Source organism: Paenibacillus dendrobii (genome assembly GCF_009807035.1).
In the GTDB taxonomy this organism is placed as follows: domain Bacteria; phylum Bacillota; class Bacilli; order Paenibacillales; family Paenibacillaceae; genus Paenibacillus_AQ; species Paenibacillus_AQ dendrobii.
The window spans coordinates 1,745,302-1,772,252 of the sequence record NZ_WUBI01000001.1; the positions used below are offsets into that span (position 1 = coordinate 1,745,302).

Genomic DNA, 26,951 nt, shown 5'->3' on the forward strand with positions numbered 1-26,951 from the left:
GAGAAAAGCCCCCGATCGGGGGCTTTTCTCACAATATATTGACCTTTTTGAGCTTTGTTCCTGACCAGACGATCAGATGTTTTTCTTTGCCAGCTTGACCATCAGGCGGGCAATGGTATGGCGTTCTTCCTTGTTGCCGACTTCCCATAACTCTTTCAGTGCGCGGTTGGAGGAGTTTTGAGGGTCCACCTTCTCATCCAAAAAGTCACCGATTTCGTAAGCAAGGCTGGCGATGGTATCTTCGCTCATCCCCATTTTTTCTGCTTGCACGACGCGCTCTCCCAGAAACTTTTTCCAGGTATCGAAATTTTTGAGTACGGTCATTGATAAGTCCTCCCTTGGGCTGTGGCGCATGAGATTTAAAATCAACAATTGTAATATAACCTCAATGGCCTGTAACAATACAAGGCGGAATCATCCAACCGTTCTATAAAATGACATCAGGTAATCCAGCCCCCGTTGGGGCTGATCACCTGACCATTGATATAACCGGACTCCGGAAGTGCCAGGAAGTACACCAATGACGAAATCTCATCCGGCGTAGCAAGTCTTCCCGCAGGTATTTCCTCCTCCAGCATCCGCTTCTCCTCCGCATCAAGGTGTCCAAGCATTTCCGTATTCACGGCACCAGGAGCGACAGCATTCACCGTAACGCCTGACGGAGCAAGCTCCTTGGCCAATGCCTTGGTAAACGCGTTAATGCCGCCTTTCGTCGTTGAATACAGCACTTCACAGGAAGCGCCGGAGATTCCCCAGACGGAGGACATATTGATGATACGGCCATAGCGCTGGGATATCATGAAGGGCATGAATGCCTGTGTACACATAAACAGCCCTTTCAAGTTGACCGCCATCACTTCATCCCACTGCTCTTCCGTTACATCCGCAAGCATCCCGTAATGGGATATGCCGGCGTTATTAATCAGAATATCCGGCATAAGCCCGTGACTTTCAAGCTTATCCCGCATGCGCAGAATCTGCTGGTTGTCTTTCAGATCCGCCGATACAGTCAGAACTTTCGCTCCATGCTGCATGCAGCGGCGAGCCACGTCATTGGCTGCTTCATGCGAGGAGCCATAATGTATGACCACTTTCATCCCGACCTGTGCAAAGCGTTCAGCAATCGCTGCACCGATCCCCCTGCTTGCGCCTGTAACCAACACCGTCGTATCTCCTAGAGCTTTCGCTAAGCCTTCCTCTCCCAGGCCGGCCATTACGGATTCACCACGATCGAAACAGCCAACTGATTCCAATCCGTATGCTCTTGCAAACGGTCATTGACTTCTTTTAATGTAATCGATTCGTAAACCTGTACTACGGAGAAAAAATCGCTGTCGCGGAACTGATAGCGTGTAAACTCATGGGCGATATTCTCCGGCGAGTTCAGCATTCGCAAATATCCGCCGATTTTCTTTTTGCGTGCCCGTTCAAAATCCTCTTCCTTAAATCCGTTCTTCAGGATCTTGTCGACTTCCTCCTGCACTCTGGCGAGCAGTTTATCCGGATCCGGAGTGTCCCCACCCACAGCCGAGAAAGCATATTGCGGGGAACTGTTGTATTCGTGAGAAAATCCGTCCGAGATTAGATCTTCGTCATACAGCTTCTGATATAGCTCTGTACTTGAGCCAAAAAGCAGGTCGAGCATCAGCTTGCTGGTCAGATCGCGGCGGAGGAGTTCTTTGCCAGTGGCTCCTACGTGCTTTTCCTTGAAACCGAAAAGGCATTTAGGCATGGATACAGCCAGTTTGGCAATGCGGCGTTTCTCGGCCACTTCCTCCTTTTCCGGATCGAACAAGCGCTTGATATCGCCTTGCGGTTTGTAATCCTTCGCGGCCTGATTGGACCGAACGAGCTCAAAAATCTCCTCGGGTTTCACGCCACCCACAACAAAGAGCAGCATGTTGCTTGGATGGTAAAACGCATTATAGCAAGTATAAAGCGTTTCTTTGGTGATCGTGCTGATGGACTCCACCGTACCTGCGATATCGATATGGACCGGATGAATTTTGTACATCGCTTCGATCAGGCCGAAGTAAACCCGCCAGTCGGCGTTATCCAAATACATATTGATTTCCTGCCCGATGATCCCTTTTTCTTTTTCGACATTTTGGTCCGTAAAATAGGGATGCTGCACAAAGTTGACCAATGTCTCCAGGTTTTTCTCGATATTTTCCGTGGCCGAAAACAGGTAAACCGTCTGGTCAAAGCTTGTGAATGCATTGGCTGACGCCCCGTTGGAAGCAAAAGTCGCGAAGATATCGCCTTCGGGTTCCTCGAACATCTTATGCTCCAGAAAATGCGCGATTCCGTCCGGAACGGATATCTCTTCCTGTCCTTCCACGCGGAAATGGTTATCCACCGACCCGTATTTCGTGGCGAATGTTGCATACATTTTTTGGAACCCCGGTTTAGGAAGTACATACACATGAAGTCCATTGTCCATCACTTCCTTGTACAGGGTTTCCTGCAAGTTGTCGAACTGAAGTTTTTCCACCGGTTATTCCTCCTTCTGCCCCTTCAGGAAATAGATCGTATCCAGCTCAAATGTAGCCGCAGCTGCCTTTACATCCTCAATCTGAATTGCCTCCACCTGTTGCAGCAGCTCTGCGCGCGGGCGGTCCTTGCCGGAGAATTGGCGGTTGAAATCATACGCGATCATTTCAAAGGCGGAATCGTCGATTTCAAGCAGCAGATTCCGGATCATCGCTTTGGTTTGGGACATTTCGAGGTCGGTAATGTTACCTGCGCGCATCTCCTCAAGCTGCTTCTTGATAATTTCGAGCGCCTTCTCGTAGTTTTGAATTTCGATACCCGACTGAATCGTACCGATGCCTTTATGTCCGTCGTAGCGGGAAGAGGCGTAGTATGCCAGGCTTTCTTTTTCACGCACATTCATGAAAAGCTTTGAATGCGGATAGCCCCCCAATATTCCGTTATACATAAGCACGGCGGCATACTGCTCATCGGCATATGTAATGGAAGTGCGGAGTCCCAGATTCAGCTTGCCCTGGCTGACTTCCATCTTTTCAACCACGGTCCGTACCTCATCGGCCTTGCGGGTCGATACTTCCTGTTTGTAAGCACATTCCTTAGAATCGGAACCGAACGCAAAATACTTATCCACGAGCTGCTCCACTTCTTCAAGCGTTGTATCGCCGACTACATACAGGTCCATGCTCGCCGTATCCAGCCAATGCCGGTAAGCCTTGTATAGGCTTTCGGGCGTGATGCCTTCCAGATCCTTGCGTTGTCCAAGGGGATGCAATCGGTACGGCTCATTGCGGCACATCTCCTCGATGCAGCGTTCCGAAGCGTATCTAATTTTATCGTTCACGATGGCTTCCAGCTTTTTTCGCACATTTTCTTTTTCAGCCTGTACGTAGCTGCTGCGGAAGTAACCGTTTTCCAGCGCAGGGCGCGTAACCACCTCGCCTAGAAACGCAAAGGAATCTTCGAGCAGACTGCCCTCGTTTTTGACAAAGGAATCATTAATGGTATCCATACGGAACTGAACCATCTGATAATTGCCCCGCTTATATACATCAAAGCCAAAACCCGCTCCATACATTTGCTCCAATTGCTCGCGGAACTGTCTCGTTTCTGGATAGGATTCGGTTCCGCGTCTTAATACAAATGGAGTTAGGGCCGTTGCCGTTACCGTATCCTCTGCGAGAGGAATGCCTGTATAAAGCGAAACGGCAAACGTTTTGAAGCGTTTCGTAGGCAGAACGTGAATCCTCATGCGCCCCGTGTTACCATGTTGAAATGCTGTTTTATTCAAGGTCCAAAACTCCTTTAGCCGTGAATTTGTCTGTCGCTTTCACTTGTGAATATGTTCCATTCTATACCATTACAAAGTCAAGAAGCAACCGAAGACAAACCCTCCGGTTGCTGTTTTGGGGAATGAAAAACCCTACATGCAAAAGATATGCTGTCCGATGGTTTTAACTTGCGGTCTGGACCAAATCCACTTGGATGTAGCTGTTTTCGGGTTGAAGTAATACAGGCAGCCTCCTGACGGATCCCAGCCGTTTAATGCCTGCTGAACAGCCTTACGAGCCACGTCATTCGGATCGAGCCAGATTTGGCCATCCGCTACCGCCGTAAACGCACCGGGCTGGAAAATGACTCCGTGAACCGTATTCGGGAAACTAGGTGATTTAACTCGGTTCAGAATGACGGCAGCTACGGCTACTTGACCCTCGAAAGGCTCGCCGCGTGATTCGCCATATACCGCATTAGCCATGATCTTCAAATCATTTTCTGATAATCCCATCGTATTGGCTGAAGCCATCGATTCATTCTTATTTCCTTCGCCCCCACCTTTATTATTAGTAGCGGCTTGACCTTTACCTGCGGCGGACTCGGATGGCTTCCAATTCTTCGTTGCGTTGTACAGCTTCAATTTCGTCTTGGCTCCAACCGTGCCGTCCACCTTCATGCCGAATTCCGACTGAAACCATTTGACCGACTTTAATGTAGTCCAGCCGTATTGACCATCGATCTTGCCGTTATAGAATCCGAGAAACTTCAAGCGTCCCTGCAGCTCATAGATATCCTGCCCGGAAGAACCATACTTCAAGGTCGTTGTCCCGAATGTCGGAACGGCTTCCTCTTGGAGGTGATGTTTATCGGATAGGGCCTTATCCTCCGTTCGAAACTGAAAACCTGCAAATGCCGCAGCTGACAAAAGGACCACGAGTCCCAACATGATCCACAATTTTGCTTTTTTCATATGGCAGCTCTACCTTTCTCTTGTGAGTTTGACTAGGATGGCTACGGTTATTATGACAAGAGCCACCATGAACTATGCACATTGCAAAAGAAAGGTTGGAAATTTCTTGGTCCCTGCTGAAAGACGGCAATGTATGCAGTACGTTCAATTTAAAAACGGCCTAATGTACATTCATGTACAACAGGCCGTTTTCACATCTATGATGAATCCTTATTTGCTCATGACATTCCCTATGACTCAGTAACCGGTTCGTCCGATTTGTTCAAGACGTTATCTTCGAGCACCATGAATTTATCCCCGTACTCCCTGATAATATGCCGTTCCCCCCAAGCACACAGCGAATCCAAAATCGATTTCAAACTCCAGCCGTACTCACTGAGCTCATATTCGACTTTGGGCGGAACCTGATTGTACACGATCCGGGTTACGATCCCGTCATCCTCCAGTTCTCTAAGCTGCTGTGTCAGCATCTTTTGGGTGATGTTAGGCATAAGCCGGCGTAAATCGCTGGTTCGCTTTTTTCCATAAGTTAAATGACATAGGATGACACACTTCCATTTGCCCCCGATGACCTCAAGCGTTGCTTCTACGGAAATATTATATTTTTTCATTTCAATGGTCCTCCTGTCGGTCTATAGGAACTTTTTAGTACCTATGGTACTTTAAAGTGCGTACTGTTCATTTTGTATCTTGGCCCCCATAATAACACTCACCGGCCGGGATGACTAGACAGGAGTGAAGGGAATGCCTCAAGACAACAGAAAAAGCATGTTTGCGCTTCTGGCATTAGCCATCAGCGCATATGCAATCGGAACAACCGAGTTTATCAGTGTGGGACTGCTACCTCTCATTGCGAGGGATTTAAATATATCGGTAACGCTCACAGGATTGACAGTCACTTTGTATGCTTTGGGGGTTACCTTTGGGGCTCCGGTACTCACCTCATTAACCATGGGCATGTCCCGCAAGAAGCTGTTGATTGGAATTATGCTTGTGTTTATAGCGGGAAACGGAACGGCGGCATTGTCCGGTGGCATCACCATGCTGCTGGTGGGACGCATTATATCTGCGCTGGCTCACGGTGTATTCATGTCCGTGGGTACGACCATTGCTGCGGATATGGTATCTGAGAACCGCCGCGCCAGCGCGATTGCGATCCTATTCTCTGGCCTTACGATCGCCACAGTCACGGGTGTGCCGCTGGGTACTTTTATCGGCCAACAGCTCGGATGGCGCGCGGCCTTCTTCACGATTGCCGTTATAGGAGTTATCGCTCTGATTGCAAATATGATCCTGATTCCCGCCCATCTGCGGAGGGGAGCGAAAACGCCTGTGAGAGAGCAGGTCAAGCTGGTTACGAATAGTCGCCTGCTGCTTGCTTTTTTGATTACCGCTCTTGGTTACGGGGGAACTTTCGTCGTCTTTACTTATTTATCCCCTCTGCTGCACAATATAACAGGGTTCAAAGAATCGACTGTCGCATTTATACTCTTGCTTTATGGTATCGCCATCGCCATCGGCAACGTCATCGGAGGCAAGGCGGCGAACAGAAAGCCATTATCAGCACTATTTGTGATGTTTTTACTGCAAGCGATCATCCTGCTGGTTCTTACGTTTACGGCACCGTTTAAGACAGCAGCACTCATCACCATCTTCCTAATGGGGCTGCTGGCATTCATGAATGTTCCCGGACTGCAGGCTTACGTCGTTATGCTGGCGGAGCGCTATGCTCCAAAAGCGGTTGATGTAGCCTCGGCCGTAAATATCGCTGCATTCAATGCGGGGATAGCCCTTGGCGCTTATTTAGGGGGAATCGTAACCGACACTATAGGCATCGTTCATACCGGATGGGTGGGAGCCGTGATGGTAGCAGCCGCTGTCCTGTTAACCGGATGGAGCCAATTTTTGCAAAGAAAAGATGCAGTCTCGAATGTACAAAATAATGTGGAATGAATGAAGGAGGACAACAATATGAATATTCATCTTCAAAGCACTACAAAGCTTCACAATGGCGTGGACATGCCTTGGCTGGGCCTGGGCGTATTTAAAGTAGAAGAGGGCTCTGAACTTGTTGATGCTGTGAAGTCAGCGATTAAGCACGGATACCGCAGTATCGACACCGCAGCCATTTATGGCAATGAGAGCGGCGTTGGACAGGGAATCCGGGAGGCTGTGGCGGAGAACAATCTCTCCCGAAAAGATCTGTTTATAACGTCGAAGGTATGGAACAGTGACCAAGGCTATGAAGAGACGCTTGCGGCATTTGAAACCAGTTTATCCAAACTCGGTCTGGATTATCTTGATCTGTATCTTATCCATTGGCCTGTAGCCGGTAAGTACAAAAAAACTTGGAGAGCACTCGAAAAGCTATATACAGAGGGACGTGTTAAAGCAATCGGCGTAAGCAATTTTCATGTCCATCACTTGCAGGACATACTTGAGGATGCAAAAATTAAACCGATGGTCGATCAAGTCGAATTCCATCCCTACCTTGCGCAGAAGGAGCTTCTCTCGTTTACCAAAGAGCACGGCATCCAAATGGAAGCCTGGTCCCCACTGATGCAGGGAGAGTTGTTGAATCAACCGGTGCTGAAGGGAATCGCGGATAAGCATGGAAAATCGGTCGCTCAAGTGATCCTGCGTTGGGATCTCCAGAAGGGTGTGGTCACCATTCCAAAATCGACCAAAGAACACCGGATTATCGAAAATGCTTCTCTGTTCGACTTTGCGCTTACCGATGCGGAGATGGAACAAATCGATGCCCTGAACCAAGACAAGCGTGTCGGTCCGGATCCCGACAATTTTGATTTTTAATGGATTGAACCCATGCAGCATAATGATCAGGATGTGACACAACGAACGAAAAAACGGGCAGCCAAGGATAATATCCTGGGTTGCCCGTTTTCGGTTTAGCTGTTTATTGTTGAAAAATGTTCCTACGATTTACGGCTTACGAGCTAATCCGATTCTGCTGCTGGTACTGCTCGATCGTGACAAGTACTTCGCGAGGCTTGCTGCCCTCATACGGCCCGATAATGCCTCTGGCTTCCATTGAATCGATCAAGCGCGCTGCGCGCGTGTATCCGACCCTCATTCTCCGCTGCAACAATGAAACCGATGCCTGTTTCGCTTCCAGTACAATCTGCACGGCTTGATCATACAGCTCATCGAGCTCTTCGTCGCCGCCCGGCTGACTTTCATCGACTTCCGGAACGAGCGTCTCATCATATTTCGCCTCACCCTGCTCGCGAACGTAATGAATGATCGTCTCTACTTCCTGATCGGTCATAAATGCTCCCTGCACGCGGATCGGCTTCGAGGAACCCATCGGCATAAAGAGCATGTCGCCGCGGCCCAGCAGTTTTTCCGCACCCGCCATATCCAAAATGGTTCTTGAATCCACCTGCGATGAAACGCCAAAGGCGATCCGTGAAGGAATATTAGCCTTAATAACTCCCGTGATAACGTCTACCGACGGACGCTGCGTAGCAATAATCAAATGGATTCCAGCCGCCCGAGCCATTTGCGCAAGGCGTGTGATGGCTTCCTCTACATCATGTGCGGCAACCATCATCAAATCCGCAAGCTCGTCCACGATAACTACAATATATGGCAGTACTGCGGGCAGGTTGTCTTTCATCAAATTGTTATAGCCTTCAATGTTGCGCGTACCGGATTTGGAGAACAATTCGTATCTTTTCTCCATCTCAACAACGATTTTCTTTAGTGCCAGTGAAGCACGCTTCGGGTCAGTGACCACCGGTGCCATGAGATGCGGTATGCCGTTATATACATTAAGCTCTACCATTTTCGGATCGACCATCAGGAACCTGACTTCATCCGGCTTCGCTTTGTATAAGATGCTGGTAATAATCCCGTTGATACACACAGACTTCCCTGACCCCGTAGCTCCCGCCACAAGCAAATGGGGCATTTTCGCCAAATTACCGACGATAGTTTGTCCAGAAATATCTCTGCCAAAAGCAATGGACAGTTTGGACTGCGCATCCTGAAAAACAGGGGTCTCCATCACCTCGCGCATGGTTACAAGAGATACTTCGTTATTAGGAACTTCGATGCCAATCGCGGACTTGCCCGGAATCGGGGCTTCCATCCGAATATCCTTCGCAGCAAGCGCCAAAGCGATATCATCGGTCAAATTGACGATCCGACTTACCTTGACTCCGATATCCGGCTGTATTTCATACCTTGTTACGGCAGGTCCCCGAACAACCTCCAACACCTTCGCCCGGACGCCAAAACTCTCCAATGTCGCCTCTAGCTTGCGTGCCGTTTGCATATAATCGTTTTGATCTCCTGCTTTTCCGCCATTTTGCGGTTTCGCGAGCAGACGAAACGGTGGTAGCTTATAGGGTTTTGGAGGTGGAGCGGGCGGATTCATTGCAATGTCTTCTACCGCCTCTTCGCCTTCCGCAGTGCCTCCTGAAGGTTTGGAATCCATGGCGGCAGTAGCGGATGACGGACCCGTTTCAACATGCATGTCCGATCCTGATCCCGATTCCTCTAATGGCACCTCCGCTATAGGCTCATTCTCATCCCAATCCTCATCCTCGACATTCCCTTCCGATTTTACCTGTTCGAAGAAATCGCGAATGATCGGAGCAGGCGAATGGTCTGTCTCATCCTGGCCGTCCCATGGCTTCACCGGATGAATCGATGCTTCCTGCTCTACCTCTACCTCATGTTTATATGCCTGAGCATGAGGCCCCGCTTTACCTGAGTGTCTGCCTATCGGCTCCAGAATATCGCTGCCGTCCAGCTCATTCTCATCCTCAGGAGCCGTATCATGCGATTCCTTGGCAAATTTGCTTCCGAACAATTGGAAAAATACTGGCGTTGAACGCTTAGATTTGGGTGCCACAAAGTCATCCAGTTCATCCTCTTCGTCCTCATCAGGCAGCTGCAGTTGCTGCCTTTTGCGCGAAGCCGCCTTTGGAGCCGATGCCACAGCCTGCTGCTTTTGGGTCACCATTCTTTTCTGAACGTTGCTTCCCGCTTGCACCACGCGCTTACGAACAATTCTCATCAAATCAACGTAAGACAGGTTCGTAATCAACATAAAACTGATTATAAACATTACGATCATCAGCAGTTTGGTACCCAAGTTCCCAAACAACCAATATAATAATGCGTACTGTAACGCCCCAGCATAACCGCCGCTAATATCTTTATTCAACATGGAATGATCCTTGGTAGCTGCAGATGCGAGCAACGAACCTTCCAAATCATTATGTACTTGGGAAATAATTTGTCCGGCACTCAAGCCTGGTACATGCGCCAGCTTCTTTTCCAGTGATGAAACGCTGCTCATCAACGTTAAGGCCAGGATTAGCAGTACAATCCCGCTTTTTCGCGTACTCCAGCGACTGGGCCATTTCCTTTGAATCATGACGCCGAGTCCCAGATAAATACCTATCAATGGAATCACAAAATAGAACCGGCCAAGCAAAAGCCCGAACATTTTGGATAAAGACCACCCTACCGCCGCTTCACCGGATAAGGCGATGACAGAAAGGGTGATCAGAATAATACCGTATATTTCGTATTTTAGAACATTGGTCAACAGAGCCTTTTTCCTTTTTTTGCGTTTGGCCAAGAAATGTCACCCCCGGAACATCATTATACCATATAATACCGTGGGCACCTATGTTCTCTTTTTCAATTCAAGATGTTTTTAAGATGGGGGAACAAACTGAATAATTTGTCCAGGCGTATAAGCCGGATTCAGATAACTATCCAGCGGTCCATCCAGCAAACGCACAATCTGAACCCTGTGAAAATCCAACGGCCGAACTTCCATCAATACGCCCTGGATGCGTACTTCTGCCGAAGAATCTGCTTCCCGCTGTTTTTCCCAAACGGCTTCAAGAGGCATAATGGTATGCAAGGTCATTGTTTGATTCCCTCCGCATCCTGAGTTCTATTCCTGTCGTCAATCAATCGGTTCAGTTTGGCCAGTGCTTGACCGATTCCTCCGACTTCATCCATAAGACCATACTTAACCGCATCAATACCTCCAACGGGTGTCCCCACATCGCGATTCAATTCACCTGTACGGAACATAAGCTCCTTAAACTGCGCTTCTGTAATCCGGGAATGCGATGTCACAAAGCGCACAACCCGCTCCTGCATCTTCTCCATGTATTCAAAGGTTTGCGGTACACCTATGACCAAACCATTCAAACGAATCGGGTGTATGGTCATCGTCGCACTTTCCGCAATAATGGAATAGGTGGATGAGACCGCGATCGGCACACCGATGCTATGACCTCCACCCACAACCACGGTAACCGTCGGCTTCGTGAGCGAAGAAATCATTTCAGCAATGGCAAGCCCTGCCTCGACATCACCTCCGACCGTATTCAAAATAATCAGGATTCCGTCAATATTCTTATTTTGCTCCGTCGCGACTAAGGTAGGGATAATGTGCTCATACTTTGTCGTTTTGTTCTGCGGAGGCAAAACCATATGTCCCTCAATTTGTCCAACGATGGTCATGCAGAAAATGTTGGATTCATTCGTCGCCGGCACATTCATTTGTCCCAACTGCTGAATCGCATCAAGCGCAGCCTTCGTTTGATTCTCCGGCTGCTGCTCTGGTACTACAGGCTCTTCCATATGGGGCTGTCCTTGCTCTTGCGGCATGTTGGTTACCCACCCTTTCACTAAACAATATATATTCATTCTGTTTAGTATGGCGATTAGAAGAGCGGTATTATTCCTGCTGCAGTCTTTTTAAGACAATAAAAGCCCCCTTCCGCAAGAAACCGTCCAATATTGCTTGCGTGAAGGGGGCGACTGTGTGCTTTGTCGTCAAACCTTTATATTATTCAATTGATTTACACTTCCATAATTATTGGTAAAATCATTGGTCTGCGGCGGGTCTGTTCGTAAAGGAAACGTCCCAGCGCATCCTTGACTCCCGTCTTCAGGGAAGCCCACTCGTTGACATTTTCGCTCATCAGCTTTTGCAGTGTGCTCGAAACAATACGGTTCGCTTCATCCAGCAATCCCTCGGATTCGCGCACATACACGAAACCTCTGGAGATAATATCCGGACCTGACATAATCGTTCCGTCTTGTTTGCTCAACGTTACAACAACGACCAGAATACCATCTTGAGATAGCAGCTTACGGTCGCGAAGAACAATATTTCCTACGTCGCCTACGCCCAAACCGTCGATGAGTACGTTCCCGGCAGTGACTTTGCCGGCTTTGCGTGCTGCACCGTTTTGGATTTCGACCACTTCACCGATATCTGTAATGAAGATATTGTCCGAATCCACGCCTACCGATTCCGCCAATAGCGCGTGTCTGCGCTGCATACGGTATTCACCGTGGATCGGAAGGAAGAATTTCGGCTTCATCAGGTTGAGCATCAACTTAAGCTCTTCCTGGCTGCCGTGTCCGGATACGTGTACGCCGGAATTGGAACCGCTGTAAATGACATCTGCGCCCAAGCGGAACAATTCGTCAATAGTACGTCCAACGTACTTCTCATTGCCAGGTACAGGAGTAGCAGCAATGATAACGGTATCACCCGGTAAAATATCAACTTTGCGGTGTGTGGAGCGTGCCATGCGCGTCAAGGCTGACATTGGCTCCCCTTGACTGCCTGTACATAAAACGACGACACGGTCGGCAGCCATTTTGTTAACTTCTTCAGGTTCAATCAACATGCCGTCCGGTACATGCAAGTAACCCAGCTCGGAAGCGATGGAAACCACATTTACCATGCTTCGGCCGATAACCGTAATTTTACGGCCCGTCGATTCCGCAGCATTCACGACTTGTTGAATCCGATGAACGTTCGAAGCGAATGTCGCAATAACAACACGCTGCGATGCTTTACGGAAAATATCCTCCAGCACGACGCCGACATTTTTCTCCGATGGAGTGAATCCAGGCTTCTCGGCGTTTGTACTATCCGACAAGAGAGCGAGAACGCCTTCTTCACCGATCGCAGCCATACGCTGCAAATTCGCGTACTGTCCGTTTACCGGTGTATGATCAAACTTAAAATCGCCTGTATGAACAACATTGCCTTCCGGTGTTGCAATACAGATACCCACGGAATCAGGAATACTGTGATTCGTTCTGAAGAACGTAGCCTTCAGGGTCGAACCCAGTTCGATTTCAGAGTCTTCATTAATCAGAATTCGCTTGGTTTCACCAAGCAGGTTGGCTTCCTTCAGCTTGTTCTCAACAAGTCCAAGGGTAAGCTTTGTTCCGTATACGGGAACATTGAGATGTTTCAAAACGTAAGGCAATCCGCCAATATGATCTTCGTGTCCATGTGTTAACAAAATGCCTCTTACTTTGTCACGGTTTTCCGTTAAGTAGCTGATATCGGGAATGACAATATCGATACCAAGCATGTCCTCTTCTGGAAATTTCAAGCCGGAATCTACTACAACGATATCATTCGCGTATTGAATGACATACATATTTTTTCCGATTTCACCGACGCCGCCCAACGCAAATATCGTCAATTTATCGCTATTATTTTTTTTAGACAAATGAATCTAAACCTCCTATGGTTTTGGACGTCGTACCATTTTATAGTATTTATATTTCAAAAATATACCGCACCCAGTCACTTGACCTCATTATACATGATTAAAAACGCAAAACACAAGTCACCCTCCAAGTAAGAGTTATCGTACCCCAAAAAAGTAGGCGTTATTTGCGAAAAAAACAGCGCCCGCAAAGGCGCTGTTCAACAATTTTTGCGTTTTGTAAATTAAAGAGATGCTACGAGTTCACGGATAAATGCGGCTTCCGATTCGCTTGGATCAATGAGCGGCAAACGGACGCCGCCAACTGGATGACCGAGCAAATGAAGCGCGTATTTCAGCGCAGACGGGTTAGGCACCGGTGCCGGGCATTCAAATAATCCCTTGAATACCGGGAACAGCTTCTGATGCATCCGAGCCGCTTGTGCGACCTCGCCGTCCAAATATGCTTGAATCATTTCCTGCATGGAGGCTCCAATCAGATGGCTCGCTACACTGACAATCCCATAAGCACCAACAGCTAAAGCCGGCAGAGCTGAAGAATCGTCACCCGAATAAACCCTGAAGGATTCCGGAGATTCTGCAGCGATCAGTGTCACCTGTTCAAGCGAAGCACATTCCTTCGTTGCCACAATGTTAGGTATTTCCGCAAGCCGAAGCGTCGTGGCGGCACTGATGCTCGCTACCGTACGGCTAGGCACATTATAGAGCATGATCGGCAACTTGGTGCTGCTGGCAATCGCTTCAAAATGACGGTACATCCCTTCCTGGCTGGGCTTATTGTAATAAGGCACAACCAGCAAAGCTCCATCAACTCCCAGCTTTTCAGCTTCCTGCGTTAGATGGATCGAGTGCCCGGTGCTGTTGCTGCCGGTTCCCGCGATAATCTTGCAGCGTCCCCTCGCCTGCTCGACGGCAAACGCAAACAGCTCAAGCTTCTCTTCCTCACGAAGAGTTGGTGATTCACCCGTTGTACCGCAGATGACGAGAGAATCCGATTTTTGCTCCTCAATCAGGTAATTAATGATGTTAGCCGCTTCCGACCAGTTAATGTTTCCTTGCTCGTCAAAAGGCGTGATCATGGCAGTTATCAATCTTCCGAAATCCACTTGTATTCCCTCCTCAAACGATAGGACGTGCCCATTATTAAGCCACTAGTACTAATTAACGATGAAGTTCGAATTTGGTATGAAGAGCACGCAGAGCCTGCACCATATCTTCTTTCTTGACAAGCACCCAGATCGTTGTATTTGAATCCGCAGATTGCAGGATTTGTATATTTTGTTCACTGAGCGATTCTACAATTTTCGCCATGATACCGGGTACTCCGTTTATGCCTCCTCCGATGACCGACACTTTAGCGCAGCCTGAAAGAGCTCTCGGGCTGAGTCCCAAATCGCGGAGTACCGTTACTGCTCGGTCTGAATCAAAGTCGAATACCGTATAAACAGCACCCGATGGGGTCACGTTGATAAAATCGACGCTGATGGAATTCTCAGCCATTGATTTGAAAACCTGCAGTTGAAGATTATGTCCTTCGCCTTCGCAATCCACCGTGATCTGAGTCACATTGCTAACATAGGCGATTCCTGTAACGTAACGGTCCAGAATGCCCTGTTGAACGTCTTTAAAACCCTCCGGCTGGGTCACCAGCGTCCCTTCATCCTCGGAGAATGTGGAACGCACCCGAACCGGAATCTGGGCCTGCATGGCAATCTCAACCGCTCGTGGATGGATCACCTTTGCACCGTACTGTGCCATATTGCAGATTTCCGCATAGCTGACAATCGGAAGCGGTCTGGCGTCCTCCACGATTCTTGGATCCGCAGTCAGGATTCCGTTCACATCGGTGTAGATATCCACCATCTCGGCGCGAAGCGCAGCACCAAGTGCCGTAGCCGATGTATCGCTACCACCCCTTCCGAGAGTGGTGAAATCACCTGACTCTGACTGGCCTTGAAAACCCGTCACAATCACAACTTGATGTGTTTCCAGTTCAGTAATGACACGTTCCGGACACACATCCTTGATGCGGGCGTTGCCGTAGTGATCATCGGTGACGAAGCCCGCTTGAGCACCCGTCAGCACCGTTGATCTTACGCCTTCACGTTCCAGCAAACTGCACAGTGTCGCCGCAGAAATAATTTCACCGCAGCACAGCAGTAAATCCCTTTCGCGTGCTGGCAGAGCGTCGCCGTTCTGGGACGCCCAGTCCAGAAGCGTATCCGTTGCATATGGCTCGCCTTTGCGGCCCATAGCGGACACAACGACAACGATCTGATATCCGGTGGATAGTTCACGCTTAATATGTTTGATGACAAGTTCTCTTGCCTGCGGTGTTGAAAGTGAAGTACCACCGAATTTTTGAACTAAAATGCTCATTTCCATTCCTCCATACGACTAAGAACGCGCGGAACGCTTGGCTGCAATAATCTCGGCGATCTGTACAGCATTCCATGCTGCACCCTTCATCAGATTATCAGATACAATCCACATGTTAAGGGCCCTGTTCTCACCAAGGTCGCGGCGCAAACGCCCTACAAAAACGTCCGGCTTTCCTGCGGCATCGGTCGCAAGCGGATAGGTTTGGGAAGCAGGATCATCCATGATTGTAATCCCAGGCGCTTCCGTCAAAAGCTTTCTTACGTCTTCCAGTTCATAGTCTTTCTTAAGTTCGACATATACTGATTCAGAGTGACCGTAAACCACAGGAATGCGGACACAGGTAGCTGTAACATCAATGGTGTCATCCTGCATGATTTTTTTGGTTTCACGAACCATCTTCATTTCTTCAAGCGTGTATCCATTGTCCTGAAACTTATCAATTTGGGGAATCGCATTAAAAGCAATCTGATGTTTGACCGGCAGTGACGCTACCGGCAGAATATCAGGATTAACCTCCGTTCCCCCAAGAACCGCTTTACTTTGGCGGAGCAATTCGTCAATAGCACGAGTACCTGCGCCGGAAACGGCTTGATAAGTGGACACAATAATGCGTGAAATCCCGTAAACATCCTGTAGAGGTTTAAGGGCAGTCACCATTTGGATCGTCGAGCAGTTGGGATTGGCGATAATGCCGTTATGTTCATTAATTTGCTCCGCATTTACCTCCGGCACAACCAGTGGTGCATTCGGATCCATACGAAAAGCATTGGTATTGTCTATGCAAACCGCTCCATGCCGGACCGCATGGGGTGCAAGCTCTTTGCTGACATCCCCTCCGGCACTGAAAAGGGCAATATCTATTCCTTCAAAGCTTTCAGGGGTTGCTTCTTCCACTGTTATGTCTTGGCCTTTAAAGTTAATGTTCGTGCCTGCAGATCGCGCAGAAGATAGCAGCTTGAGCCTCGAAATCGGGAAATCCCGCTTATCCAAGAGACTTAATATTTGTTCTCCGACTGCTCCCGTCGCTCCAACAACCGCGACATTAAACTTCTGATCGTTCATTGCCGTATCTCCCCTTGTAAATGTGACTATTCTCTATAATAGTTCCTTTATGCCGAGAAAATCCGTTGAAGAATCATAGGTTGAAGCTGTCTTCCTTCCAATGCCGCATAGCAGGCCTCAGGAATCAAATCCATATGCGCTACAAGTGAATTCGGTTTTTGATGAGGACTATCCTGGCCGAAAGGAACAAAATAAATATTTTTCGTCACTAAAAGCTTGGCGATATTGGCTGCATTCAGACCGAGACCGTCATTTGTGGAAATAGCCAGCACCAGCGGACGCAGATTTCTCATTTGGGCCTTGGCGGCCATAAGAACCGGACTGTCGGTCATCGCGTTTGCTAGCTTGCTAGTTGTATTTCCGGTGCACGGGGCAATGACAAGGACATCCAGCAATTTAGAGGGGCCAAGCGGTTCAGCTTCAACAATGGTTGAAATAATATCACTACCGGTAATATCTTTCAACTGCTGCAGCCAATTTTGAGCCTTTCCAAAGCGCGTATCTGTCACCTGTACCGAATTGGATACGATGGGCACCACCTTGGCGCCTTCATCCACAAACCGCTTCACCTGCGGCATAATTTCTTCAAGTGTGCAGTGTGATCCTGTAATTGCGTAACCTACTGTCTTACCCTGCCAATTCATTCTCCATCCCCCCGAGTCTTGAACTCATCCGAAATCAACTGTACCAGCGAACCGGCAATGATCAGACCAGCCGTTTTGGGTGCTACGATTCCAGGCAGACCAGGGGCAAGCAGAGCCTTAATCCCCCGCTTCTCGGCGTACCGGAAATCGCATCCTCCGGGAGCGGAAGCAAGGTCAATAATGACAGTACTTAGGGGCATTTTTGACAGGATTTGCGCTGTGACTATCATAGTCGGAATCGTGTTAAAAATCAAGTCAATATTGCTCACATGATCCTCCAAATCCCTTGTCAGAAAAGGCTCCCAGCCCATGACCTCCGCCCGTGCGATGTCCTTTTCAGCACGTACTCCCACCTTGACTTTTGCTCCCAGGCCCTGCAAACTTTTGGCCATAGTAAAACCGGTTCTGCCCAGACCAAGCACCATGCAATCCGATCCATGTATCGTGAAATCCGTATTCTGAATAGCCATAACCAGCGCGCCCTCAGCGGTCGGAATGGAATTGCTGATCGCCACTTCATCCCGGTCCAGCAATTCAACCAGCTTGATTTCATGATGCGCGCAAAGACTTCGCAGATAAGGCTTTGCCATTCCGGTATATACCTTACAGCCCTTGCGCAGTGACGCCATGTGTTCATCCTGGAGCTTGAGCGGCTCATTCGAGAATTGCGTATGAATGACGCCATTGTCGTCACAACCCACGACAGGAAGGACCAGGACATCCGCAGCAGCCAACAGTTCAGCCGTCAAATGTTCTCTGGTCACTCCCTGGAGCTTCTGCTTCAAATTGTCAAAGCCGACGACGCTGACGGTGGCATCCATCTCCGAACATTTGCGGATCACCTCGATCTGACGCGCATCCCCGCCTAGGAATACAATTTGGACCCCTGTCAGCATAAGGATGTCACTCCTTTCAAAAAGCACTGTTATAGAGCATCTTATGCCGAAGCCTAGCATTCGGTGAAAACGCCTGAATAAAAGGAGGTGAGAAAAAAGCCTGCTGCAGAATATCAGAAGGTCTCAAAATAAAAAAGCCTGCCGGAGGCTCCATAAGCAGAGTCTGGCAGGCTTTCCATTTTATTTTCCGGTATGACCGAATCCTCCCGCACCGCGGACGGTATCGGAGAGCACTTCAACGCGTTCGAATTGAACCGCAGGCACCTCTTGGAACACCATTTGTGCGATTCGCTCATTACGCGCGATGGCAAAAGGCTCCTGGCCGAGATTAATGAGCAGCACTTTAATTTCACCGCGGTAATCCGCATCAATCGTGCCCGGAGTGTTCAAACAGGTAATGCCGTGCTTTAGAGCCAGCCCGCTACGCGGCCGAATCTGAGCTTCAAGCCCTTCGGGCATCGCAAGAGCAATTCCCGTCGGGATAAGTTTGCGTTCGCCGGGATGGAGCACGACTGCTTCCTCCACGGCCGCATACAGATCATATCCTGAAGCTGAAGAAGACATTTTTTCGGGAATGTTCACATCATCATGTCCCGGGAGTTTATGAATTTGAACGTAATGCAACAAAATCATCCCTTCTAAGTCCAGCAATTGCTTTGTCGGATGCTCCTACCATAGCCAGCGCAAATGGTTCCTTGAAAATGCGGTCCAGCACTTCGTCGACATCTTTCATGCTGACGTTTTCTATTTTTTCGATCATTTCATCCAATGAATTGTGTTTACCAAGCATCAACTCGTTTTTGCCAAGGCGGTTCATTCGGCTTCCGGTTCCTTCCAAACTAAGGATGAGACTTCCCTTCAGCTGTTCCTTGCCTTTTCTAAGCTCATCTTCTGTAATACCGTTCTGAGCAATGTCAGACAGAATTTCTTTGGTCAGGTCAAGGACGTCCTTCGTTTGCTTTGGTGCCGTACCCGCATAAACCGTGAATAATCCGCTGTCTTCATTCGAGCTGTGATAGGAATAAACGGAATACGCCAAACCTCTCTTCTCGCGGATTTCCTGGAACAGTCTGGAGCTCATGCCCCCGCCAATGGTATTGTTGAGCAAGATCATCGCATATTGCAGCGGGTCGTGAATCGAACAGCCAGGCAACGACAGACAGATATGATTCTGCTCCGTTTTCTTTTTATGATATAAGAGATTGCTGTGGAAACCAGGGGTTTCGACCTTTTTAGGTTCACTATGTTTGTTAAATTGGCCAAAATGGCTTTCCAGCAGTTCAACGACTTGATCGTCAATATTGCCTGCCACGCTGATAACTGTATTTTCAACGGTGTAATGTTCATCCATATATGCTCTTAGCTCCGCCGGACCCATCAGATCAAGCTGCTGCTTCGTTCCCAAAATCGGATAAGCAAGCGGATGATCGCCATAAACGGCTTTAGCCATCAAATCGTGAACCAGATCATCCGGTGTATCTTCGTACATGGAGATTTCCTCGAGAATGACGTTTTTCTCTTTGGCAAGCTCTCCTTCATCGAGGGTGGAACGGAAAAACATATCAGACAGCACATCCACGGCGATTGGCAGATGCTCATCCAGAACCTTCGCGTAATAGCATGTATACTCCTTCGACGTAAAAGCATTTACATTACCGCCGATGGCATCGAATTGCTCCGCTATGTCTTTGGCGTCAAAACGCTCCGTCCCTTTAAAAAGCATGTGCTCTATAAAATGCGAGACCCCGTTATTATCATGTGTTTCGTGCCGTGAACCTGTTTTTACCCAAATACCAAAAGAAACCGACCGGCAAGTCGGAATTTTTTCCATAACAACTCTTAGGCCGTTGGTAAGTTTAATTTTTTTCACGCGAAAGGCCCTCCTAAAATGATATCAATCAATGGCTTTAAACGCATTCCCTATGCTACCAAAAAACAGGGTCCGACTCAACCACTCGGCGGGATGACACGCGCAGGGGAAAGTGTCTGGCCAACTGTTCCCGGTATCAGCCCTTTTTTCTTAATGGCCCGGATCATGCCCGGCAGCGCCTTGGAAGAAGACGCCGTCGGATGCATTAAAATAAGGGTGCCTGCCTCGACCTTATTCGAAATTTTATTCACAACCGATTCTGGTGAAGGATTGCGCCAGTCCACAGTGTCGAGCGTCCACAGGACGGTCTTCAAGCCGAGACCATGAGCGATTCGAACCGTTTGCTGATTAAAATCACCCGACGGCGGCGCAAACCAGGTATTGTCCACCCCGAGGCTTTCCTTAAGAAGCTTCTGCGTTTTGCTGATTTCCATCGAGGCCCGGTACTCGCTAAGCTGACTCATGTTCGGATGGGTATACGCATGGTTTTCCAGCTCATGCCCTCGCTTTTGAATTTCCTTCGCCAGCTCCGGATTTTTTTTTAGCCAACTTCCATCAAAAAAGAAGGTAGCCTTTACCTTCTCCGCATCCAATATATCCAGCATCGGAACGATAAACTCATTGCCCCAGGCAACATTGATCATCAGCGCAACCATCGGCTTCTTCGGATTCCCCCGGTAAATCGGCTCTGCCCCCAGATCTTCAAGATTCACTTTTGGGGGGATTTGACGGTACACATATGTAATCGGAGTAGAGCTCCCGGCCGCCTTGGCCTGTTTGTAGGTCTCTTCCGCATCGATTTCCAATCCATTATAACCGGGAATCGCCTTCCACACACGGTCTAGTACCGCGTCAACCGGCTGAATCCGGGTCTGTTCCCTTTTTTCAAGAATCTGTTTATAGAGGGGGTCCTTCTGTAGATCATTCAGTTTGGGACCCCATGCGCTGACCGCCGCCGGCTGCTGTCTGGCCTCCTGAATATATTCGCCGACTACACCGGTTTGGCCAATCCCCACCACGGTTGCAAAACAGGCCAGCAATACCGCACCCTTTCTTCCATTCATAGCTCCGCTCATCTCCCTTACCCGCTTTGTCCCATCATATGAACAAGTCCACAGGAATATGAATAGGGAGGGGATCGAAAAGAATCATAGCGTAAATACCGAATGTTTGAAAAAAAAGAGCCAGAAGTGATTACATTCTGCCTCTTTCGCAAGACCGTCAGTCTTGCCCAACTGTCATGAAATTGAGTGTTGAACGTTACGCTTTGGTTTCTGCAGTCAGTACCGCTTTGCGAGACAGGTTAATCCGGCCCTGCTGGTCAATTTCGGTCACCTTCACGGTAATCGAATCACCGATCGCTACAACATCCTCAACCTTCGCCACGCGGTCGGTCGACAACTGAGAAATATGAACTAAACCTTCTTTATTCGGCAAGATTTCCACGAATGCTCCGAATTTCTCAACACGTTTAACCGTGCCGACATAAATCTCGCCAACCTGAACTTCGCGGACGATGCCTTCGATGATGGAACGTGCCTTTTTGTTCATTTCTTCATTAGAGGAAGCAATGAATACACGGCCATCCTGTTCAATATCGATTTTAACACCGGTTTCTTCAATGATCTTATTGATGATTTTACCGCCAGCACCAATAACATCACGGATTTTGTCCGGATTAATGTGCATGACATCAATCTTAGGCGCATACGGAGACAAGGATTCTCTTGGCTTTTGGATGGCTTCCATCATTTTGCCGAGAATGAACATCCGTCCTTCTTTGGCTTGTTTCAGCGCGTCTTGCAAAATTTGGCGGTCGATACCGTCAATTTTGATGTCCATTTGAATCGCGGTTACGCCTTCGGCGGTGCCCGCTACTTTAAAGTCCATATCGCCGAGATGGTCTTCCATACCTTGAATATCCGTCAAAATGGACACATGCTCCCCGTCCTTGATCAGACCCATGGCAACGCCGGCAACCGGTGCTTTGATTGGCACGCCTGCATCCATCATGGCCAGCGTACTTGCGCAAATACTTGCCTGGGAAGTCGAACCATTGGACTCCAGCACTTCAGAAACCAGACGAATGGTATAAGGGAATTCCGTTTCGGAAGGAATCACTTTCGACAACGCTCTTTCTCCGAGTGCGCCATGACCGATTTCACGGCGTCCTGGTGCACGGAGTGGACGGGCTTCGCCTACGCTGAACGGTGGGAAATTGTAATGGTGCATGAAACGTTTGGTTTCCTGCAGATCGATTCCATCGAGAATCTGCACGTCACCCAATGCACCCAAGGTACATACGCTAAGCGCCTGCGTTTGTCCACGCGTGAACAAGCCTGTACCATGAGTCCGCGGCAGAATGCTTGTATCACAATCGATTGGACGGATTTCATCCAGCTTACGGCCGTCAGGGCGGACTTTATCATGCGTAATTAAACGTCTGACTTCTTCTTTTACAATATCATGCAGTACTTCTTTGACATCACCCAAGAGCTCAGGCGTCTCTATGTATTGCTGTTCAAAGTAAGTTACCGTTTCATCGTTAATCGCATCAATCGCGTCCTGACGAGCATGCTTCTCGGCTATACGGACAGCTTCAACCAGACGAGCTTCCGCATAATCACGAACCTGCTTGTTTACGTCAGAATCAACCGCATGCAGCTTCACTTCCATTTTCGGCTTGCCCACTTTACCGACCAGCTCTTCAATGACTGCAACGATTTTCTTGATTTCATCATGACCGAACATGATAGCTTCCAGCATAATATCTTCAGGCACTTCGTTCGCTTCTGCCTCTACCATCATAATCGCATCTTTGGTACCGGATACGACCACGTATACGTCGCTGATTTCCTGCTGAGCGATCGTAGGATTGATGATGAATTGTCCGTCAATGCGGCCAACCACTACACCGCCAATCGGCCCGTTAAACGGTACATCGGAAATGCTCAGCGAAGCCGAAGTTCCGATCATGGCCGCAATTTCCGGAGAGCAGTCCTGGTCTACGCTCATGACAAGATTCAATACTTGTACATCATTACGGAAACCTTCAGGGAACAGCGGGCGGATCGGACGGTCCGTAAGACGGCTCGAAAGAATTGCCTTTTCACTAGGACGTCCTTCACGCTTAATAAATCCTCCAGGAATTTTCCCTACCGCATACAATCTTTCTTCGTAGTTAACGGTCAATGGGAAGAAATCCAAATCTTTAGGTTCACTGGAAGCAGTTACAGTACAAAGAACAGCGGTTTCCCCGTAACGCACCATCACAGCGCCATTGGCCTGTTTTGCAAGACGTCCCGTTTCAAGGATTAAGGGTCTTCCGCCCAACTGCATTTCTACACGACTTTCCATGAAATCCCTCCTTTTCATTACACATTATTCCCAGCTATGGGTGAATTCATATAAGGCCTGCATAAAAAGCAACCCGGTTGCCCCCGCTGTCACTCCTAAAAGGACAAACGGTGAACAACCAGGCTGCTTTAAGTAGACCATACGGATATTAACGACGCAATCCGAGTTTTTCAATCAGAGCGCTATAACGTCTAACATCTTTGTTTTTCAAGTATGCCAACAGCTTACGGCGTTGACCAACCATTTTCAACAATCCACGACGGGAATGATGATCCTTCTTGTGCGTACGCAAGTGATCAGTCAGGTTAACAATGTTCTCCGTAAGGATAGCAATTTGCACCTCTGGAGATCCTGTATCGGACTCATGAGTTTTGTGCTCTTCGATCAGTTGTTGTTTACGTTCTTGAGTTAATGCCATCCTATTCACCTCCTTAAAAATAGATAATCGCCGTTAGCCTCGTGACCGTCGGTGAGATCGTGTTACCAAGCTAAGGTTATTGTCGCTGCTTACCAGCAACGTTTATCAGTATAGCATACTTCACCGGAAAAAGTAAATGTTCGCCAAATGCGATTATTTGGACAAGTCCAAAATACGTCTTGCCGTTTCTGCATCCGCTTGAATTTGAGCAACCAGCTCCTGGATGGAAGGGAATTTCCGTTCCGCCCGGATGTAGGACACCAGATCCACGGTCAACTGCTCACCGTATATATCCCGGTCAAAATCCAGAAGATGAACCTCAAAGCTTGGTGCGGTTACACCTTCTTGAAAAGTCGGCTTAACACCGAGATTCATCACGCCGGGAAGCCACTCTCCCTGAACCAGCGAACGAACGGCATAGACGCCTTTCGCAGGAACCACATATTGATCATCCAGCCGCAAATTCGCCGTTGGAAAGCCAATGGTTCTGCCACGCTTGTCTCCATCGATCACTTCGCCCCGCAGTCGGTATGGATGCCCGAGCAGCCTGTTCGCTTCTTCCAGTTCACCGCTATGGAGCGCGCTGCGAATCGCCGAACTGCTGACCTTCTTGCCATCCTGTTCGAACGGCGGAATGATTTCCACGTTCATTCTTCCATTTCCAAGCTCACGCAGCATTTCTGCATGACCCGCTCCTTTGTGACCAAAACGGTAATCGAAACCGACGATCGCCGTCTTAACCTCCAAAGCCATGAGCATGCCGTCCACGAAAGCTTGCGGGCTTAACTGCGAGAAGGAATCGCTAAAATCCACCACGTAAAGGATATCTACGCCCATTCCCGCCAGCAGCTCCTGTTTTTCAGGCAGCGGAGTCAGGTTCCCTTCATAATTCCCCTTCTTCATCGCTTCCTTCGGATGTGGATGGAAGGTCATTACTGCAGAAGGGATGCCCTCTTGTTTGGCAAGCCGGACCGCTGAGCTAATGACGCTCGCATGTCCTTGATGCACGCCATCGAATTGTCCGAGGGCGGCGATTTGCGGCCCCGCATTCTCTTCAATAATGCCGGCGGACAGAGGATAGGATAAATGTACAGTCTTCACAGCGTTCTCACCTGCAATTCGATTTAGATAGCCAGACAGATCACATTTCCGGTAAAAAGACTTTGACCGGGGCAATGGCGCCTGTCTCTTCCTGCTTTTCAAAGATCCCCAGGAACAGTCCTGAACTGTCATAGAGCCGTATGCAGCCCGGAACATCAACCTCCGGAGTCACCGCTCTGCTTGAAAGTCTCTGCCCTTGTAATGCTGCAGATGTTTTATCATCCGATACGGTATGAGCCGGCAGATGCCTGATAGCGTGGTCCACTTTAATCAGATGCTCTTGAAGCTCACCAGCCTGCATCATCTGCTCTATTTCCTCAAGCGTCAGACATTCCGCAGCCGTAATCCCCGCAGACATGGTTCTTGTCAACTTAACCATCGTCGCCGGAAGATCCAAAGCCCGTCCGATATCCACGCAAAGCGTCCGGATGTATGTTCCTTTGGAACAGAGGGCTCGAAATGAGACGTCCAGATAAGGACCATTCCATTCAAAGCCCTTCATTTCAATTTCATATATGTTCACTTCACGGCTCTTGCGTTCCACGGTCTTACCTTCACGCGCCAGCTCGTAAAGACGCTTTCCATCGACCTTTACCGCCGAATACATCGGAGGAACCTGCGAAATCGTGCCCAAGAATGACTCCAGCACCTTCCCGACCTCTGCAGGCGTAACCGATACTTGATCAACCTGTTCTATGATATTCCCAGTTAAATCCTCCGTGTCCGTTGCCATTCCAAGGCGCAGCGTCGCCTCATACTCCTTAGGAAGCTCCTGCATGTACTCCACGACTCTCGTCGCTCTTCCAAGACAAAGCGGCAAAACGCCTGTCACTTCCGGATCTAATGTGCCGGTATGTCCAATGCGTTTCATCTTCAGGATACGGCGTGTTCTGGCAACGACATCGTGAGAAGTCATGCCTGCCGGTTTATGGACGGCCAAAATCCCTTCAAGACTCATAACTGTATTTTCACCTGCTCTACGACCTGTTGAATAATGGATTCAAGGGAACCTTCCACACGGCACCCAGCTGCACGGACATGTCCGCCACCGCCAAAGGTTTGGGCAAGTGCTGCCACATCGACCTTCCCCGCCGAACGAAGGCTTACCTTCACTGCGTTCTCATGAATGACTTTAAATAAGATGCCAACTTCCACGCCATGAATATTGCGAGGATAATTCACAATACCTTCCAAGTCTTCATTGGCCGCGCCCGTTTCGGCCATATGCTCAGGCGTGACATAAACCCAGCAGATCTTCCCGTCAGGCGTCATTTCCATCGTATTCAATGCTTTAACAAGCACTTTCATTTGCGGAAATGTCATCGCTTCGAGCAAATTTTCGGATAGCTCAGGGCCATCCACCCCATAGCCAAGCAGTTCGGAAGCGATCCGCATCACCTTAGGGGACGTGTTAGAGTAACGGAACCCTCCTGTATCTGTCAAAAGTCCGGTATAAATGGCCGATGCAATATCAGTCGTCCATTTAAATCCGAAGGTTTGGATCAAATCATACAGAATTTCGGCAGTCGCAGCAGCTTCCGCCTTGATCAGCGTTGCACTTCCATACCCGTTGTTGGTTGGGTGATGGTCGATGTTAAGAATAACAGCATCCTCTTCGAAGTACTGTGATGTCTGTCCCACTCTCCCAAAATCGGCACAATCCACGCATACGATATGTTTAAAGGTGCGGTCAAGGGGCTGTTTCTCCATATTCACGATCTGATCGGACATCAGCAAAAAGCGCATCCGTTCCGGAATGGGGCCTTCATTGATCAGAGTGAATTTCTTGCCCAGACATGAGAGAAGCCAGCCCACTGCAACGGTGGAACTGACTGCATCTCCATCTGGCTGAATATGCGACACTACTAGATAATCATCATGCTTAAGCAGGAACTCTTTTGCCTGCTCAAGCGACTGTTCATAGGTCTGCATTGCCTTCTCCTTTA

At 48.7% G+C, this 26,951-nt stretch carries 25 protein-coding genes; 2 read left to right on the top strand and 23 right to left on the bottom strand.

Annotated elements, in window-relative coordinates:
* Positions 1-72: 72 nt before the first annotated feature.
* The 6 genes from GRF59_RS07535 to GRF59_RS07560 form a co-directional block, all read right to left on the bottom strand.
* Entirely contained in the window at positions 73-324 is a 252-nt protein-coding gene (locus tag GRF59_RS07535; protein WP_160496980.1) for a DUF3243 domain-containing protein, read from the bottom strand.
* A 116-nt stretch (positions 325-440) separates the two neighbouring features.
* Positions 441-1,214, bottom strand: a complete 774-nt coding sequence (gene ymfI / locus GRF59_RS07540) for an elongation factor P 5-aminopentanone reductase (RefSeq protein ID WP_160496981.1) — start codon at positions 1,212-1,214, stop codon at positions 441-443.
* Complete coding sequence (gene yfmH / locus GRF59_RS07545) at positions 1,214-2,494, bottom strand: EF-P 5-aminopentanol modification-associated protein YfmH (RefSeq protein ID WP_160496982.1); 1,281 nt, start codon at positions 2,492-2,494, stop codon at positions 1,214-1,216. Before yfmH ends, ymfI begins: the two co-directional genes overlap by 1 nt.
* A 3-nt stretch (positions 2,495-2,497) precedes the next feature.
* Entirely contained in the window at positions 2,498-3,781 is a 1,284-nt protein-coding gene (yfmF, locus tag GRF59_RS07550) for an EF-P 5-aminopentanol modification-associated protein YfmF (protein ID WP_160496983.1), read from the bottom strand.
* Between the two features lie 132 nt (positions 3,782-3,913).
* Positions 3,914-4,735 (bottom strand): spore cortex-lytic enzyme, encoded by an 822-nt coding sequence (gene sleB, locus GRF59_RS07555; protein ID WP_160496984.1) that lies wholly within the window; start codon positions 4,733-4,735, stop codon positions 3,914-3,916.
* 230 nt (positions 4,736-4,965) lie between these two features.
* Complete coding sequence (locus GRF59_RS07560) at positions 4,966-5,346, bottom strand: winged helix-turn-helix transcriptional regulator (protein WP_160496985.1); 381 nt, start codon at positions 5,344-5,346, stop codon at positions 4,966-4,968.
* Between the two features lie 133 nt (positions 5,347-5,479).
* On the opposite strand from GRF59_RS07560, the gene GRF59_RS07565 reads away from it, so the two are divergent.
* Entirely contained in the window at positions 5,480-6,688 is a 1,209-nt protein-coding gene (locus tag GRF59_RS07565; RefSeq protein ID WP_160496986.1) for an MFS transporter, read from the top strand.
* 18 nt (positions 6,689-6,706) lie between these two features.
* Positions 6,707-7,549, top strand: a complete 843-nt coding sequence (locus tag GRF59_RS07570) for an aldo/keto reductase (RefSeq protein ID WP_160496987.1) — start codon at positions 6,707-6,709, stop codon at positions 7,547-7,549.
* Between the two features lie 136 nt (positions 7,550-7,685).
* On the opposite strand, the gene GRF59_RS07575 is transcribed toward GRF59_RS07570, so the two are convergent.
* The 17 genes from GRF59_RS07575 to GRF59_RS07655 form a co-directional block, all read right to left on the bottom strand.
* Complete coding sequence (locus tag GRF59_RS07575) at positions 7,686-10,352, bottom strand: FtsK/SpoIIIE family DNA translocase (RefSeq protein WP_160496988.1); 2,667 nt, start codon at positions 10,350-10,352, stop codon at positions 7,686-7,688.
* Positions 10,353-10,430: 78 nt separating this feature from the next.
* On the bottom strand, positions 10,431-10,649 hold the full coding sequence (locus tag GRF59_RS07580; protein WP_160496989.1) for a YlzJ-like family protein: 219 nt from the start codon (positions 10,647-10,649) through the stop codon (positions 10,431-10,433).
* Complete coding sequence (locus GRF59_RS07585) at positions 10,646-11,374, bottom strand: ClpP family protease (protein WP_202128612.1); 729 nt, start codon at positions 11,372-11,374, stop codon at positions 10,646-10,648. The genes GRF59_RS07580 and GRF59_RS07585 overlap by 4 nt, the downstream gene beginning before the upstream one ends.
* A gap of 221 nt (positions 11,375-11,595) precedes the next feature.
* Positions 11,596-13,275 (bottom strand): ribonuclease J, encoded by a 1,680-nt coding sequence (locus GRF59_RS07590; RefSeq protein ID WP_160496991.1) that lies wholly within the window; start codon positions 13,273-13,275, stop codon positions 11,596-11,598.
* Positions 13,276-13,499: 224 nt separating this feature from the next.
* A complete protein-coding gene (gene dapA, locus GRF59_RS07595) occupies positions 13,500-14,381 on the bottom strand; it encodes a 4-hydroxy-tetrahydrodipicolinate synthase (RefSeq protein ID WP_160496992.1) in 882 nt (293 codons plus the stop codon).
* 55 nt (positions 14,382-14,436) lie between these two features.
* A complete protein-coding gene (gene dapG, locus GRF59_RS07600; RefSeq protein WP_160496993.1) occupies positions 14,437-15,654 on the bottom strand; it encodes an aspartate kinase in 1,218 nt (405 codons plus the stop codon).
* Between the two features lie 18 nt (positions 15,655-15,672).
* Entirely contained in the window at positions 15,673-16,719 is a 1,047-nt protein-coding gene (locus GRF59_RS07605; protein ID WP_160496994.1) for an aspartate-semialdehyde dehydrogenase, read from the bottom strand.
* A 47-nt stretch (positions 16,720-16,766) separates the two neighbouring features.
* On the bottom strand, positions 16,767-17,363 hold the full coding sequence (locus tag GRF59_RS07610) for a dipicolinate synthase subunit B (protein ID WP_160496995.1): 597 nt from the start codon (positions 17,361-17,363) through the stop codon (positions 16,767-16,769).
* Positions 17,360-18,259: a dipicolinate synthase subunit DpsA gene (gene dpsA / locus GRF59_RS07615; protein ID WP_160496996.1), complete on the bottom strand. Its 900-nt coding sequence runs from the start codon at positions 18,257-18,259 to the stop codon at positions 17,360-17,362. The genes GRF59_RS07610 and dpsA overlap by 4 nt, the downstream gene beginning before the upstream one ends.
* A gap of 180 nt (positions 18,260-18,439) precedes the next feature.
* Complete coding sequence (dut, locus tag GRF59_RS07620; RefSeq protein WP_202128614.1) at positions 18,440-18,886, bottom strand: dUTP diphosphatase; 447 nt, start codon at positions 18,884-18,886, stop codon at positions 18,440-18,442.
* Positions 18,861-20,090, bottom strand: coding sequence for a M16 family metallopeptidase (locus tag GRF59_RS07625; protein WP_202128615.1), 1,230 nt, complete (start codon positions 20,088-20,090; stop codon positions 18,861-18,863). Before GRF59_RS07625 ends, dut begins: the two co-directional genes overlap by 26 nt.
* 116 nt (positions 20,091-20,206) lie before the next feature.
* Complete coding sequence (locus GRF59_RS07630; RefSeq protein WP_160496998.1) at positions 20,207-21,193, bottom strand: polysaccharide deacetylase family protein; 987 nt, start codon at positions 21,191-21,193, stop codon at positions 20,207-20,209.
* A gap of 196 nt (positions 21,194-21,389) precedes the next feature.
* Positions 21,390-23,486 (bottom strand): polyribonucleotide nucleotidyltransferase, encoded by a 2,097-nt coding sequence (gene pnp / locus GRF59_RS07635; RefSeq protein WP_160496999.1) that lies wholly within the window; start codon positions 23,484-23,486, stop codon positions 21,390-21,392.
* A 148-nt stretch (positions 23,487-23,634) separates the two neighbouring features.
* On the bottom strand, positions 23,635-23,904 hold the full coding sequence (gene rpsO, locus GRF59_RS07640; protein WP_044478403.1) for a 30S ribosomal protein S15: 270 nt from the start codon (positions 23,902-23,904) through the stop codon (positions 23,635-23,637).
* A gap of 153 nt (positions 23,905-24,057) precedes the next feature.
* On the bottom strand, positions 24,058-25,005 hold the full coding sequence (locus tag GRF59_RS07645; protein WP_160497000.1) for a bifunctional riboflavin kinase/FAD synthetase: 948 nt from the start codon (positions 25,003-25,005) through the stop codon (positions 24,058-24,060).
* A gap of 40 nt (positions 25,006-25,045) precedes the next feature.
* Positions 25,046-25,963: a tRNA pseudouridine(55) synthase TruB gene (truB, locus tag GRF59_RS07650; protein WP_160497001.1), complete on the bottom strand. Its 918-nt coding sequence runs from the start codon at positions 25,961-25,963 to the stop codon at positions 25,046-25,048.
* On the bottom strand, positions 25,960-26,937 hold the full coding sequence (locus GRF59_RS07655; protein WP_160497002.1) for a DHH family phosphoesterase: 978 nt from the start codon (positions 26,935-26,937) through the stop codon (positions 25,960-25,962). Before GRF59_RS07655 ends, truB begins: the two co-directional genes overlap by 4 nt.
* Between the last annotated feature and the right edge of the window lie 14 nt (positions 26,938-26,951).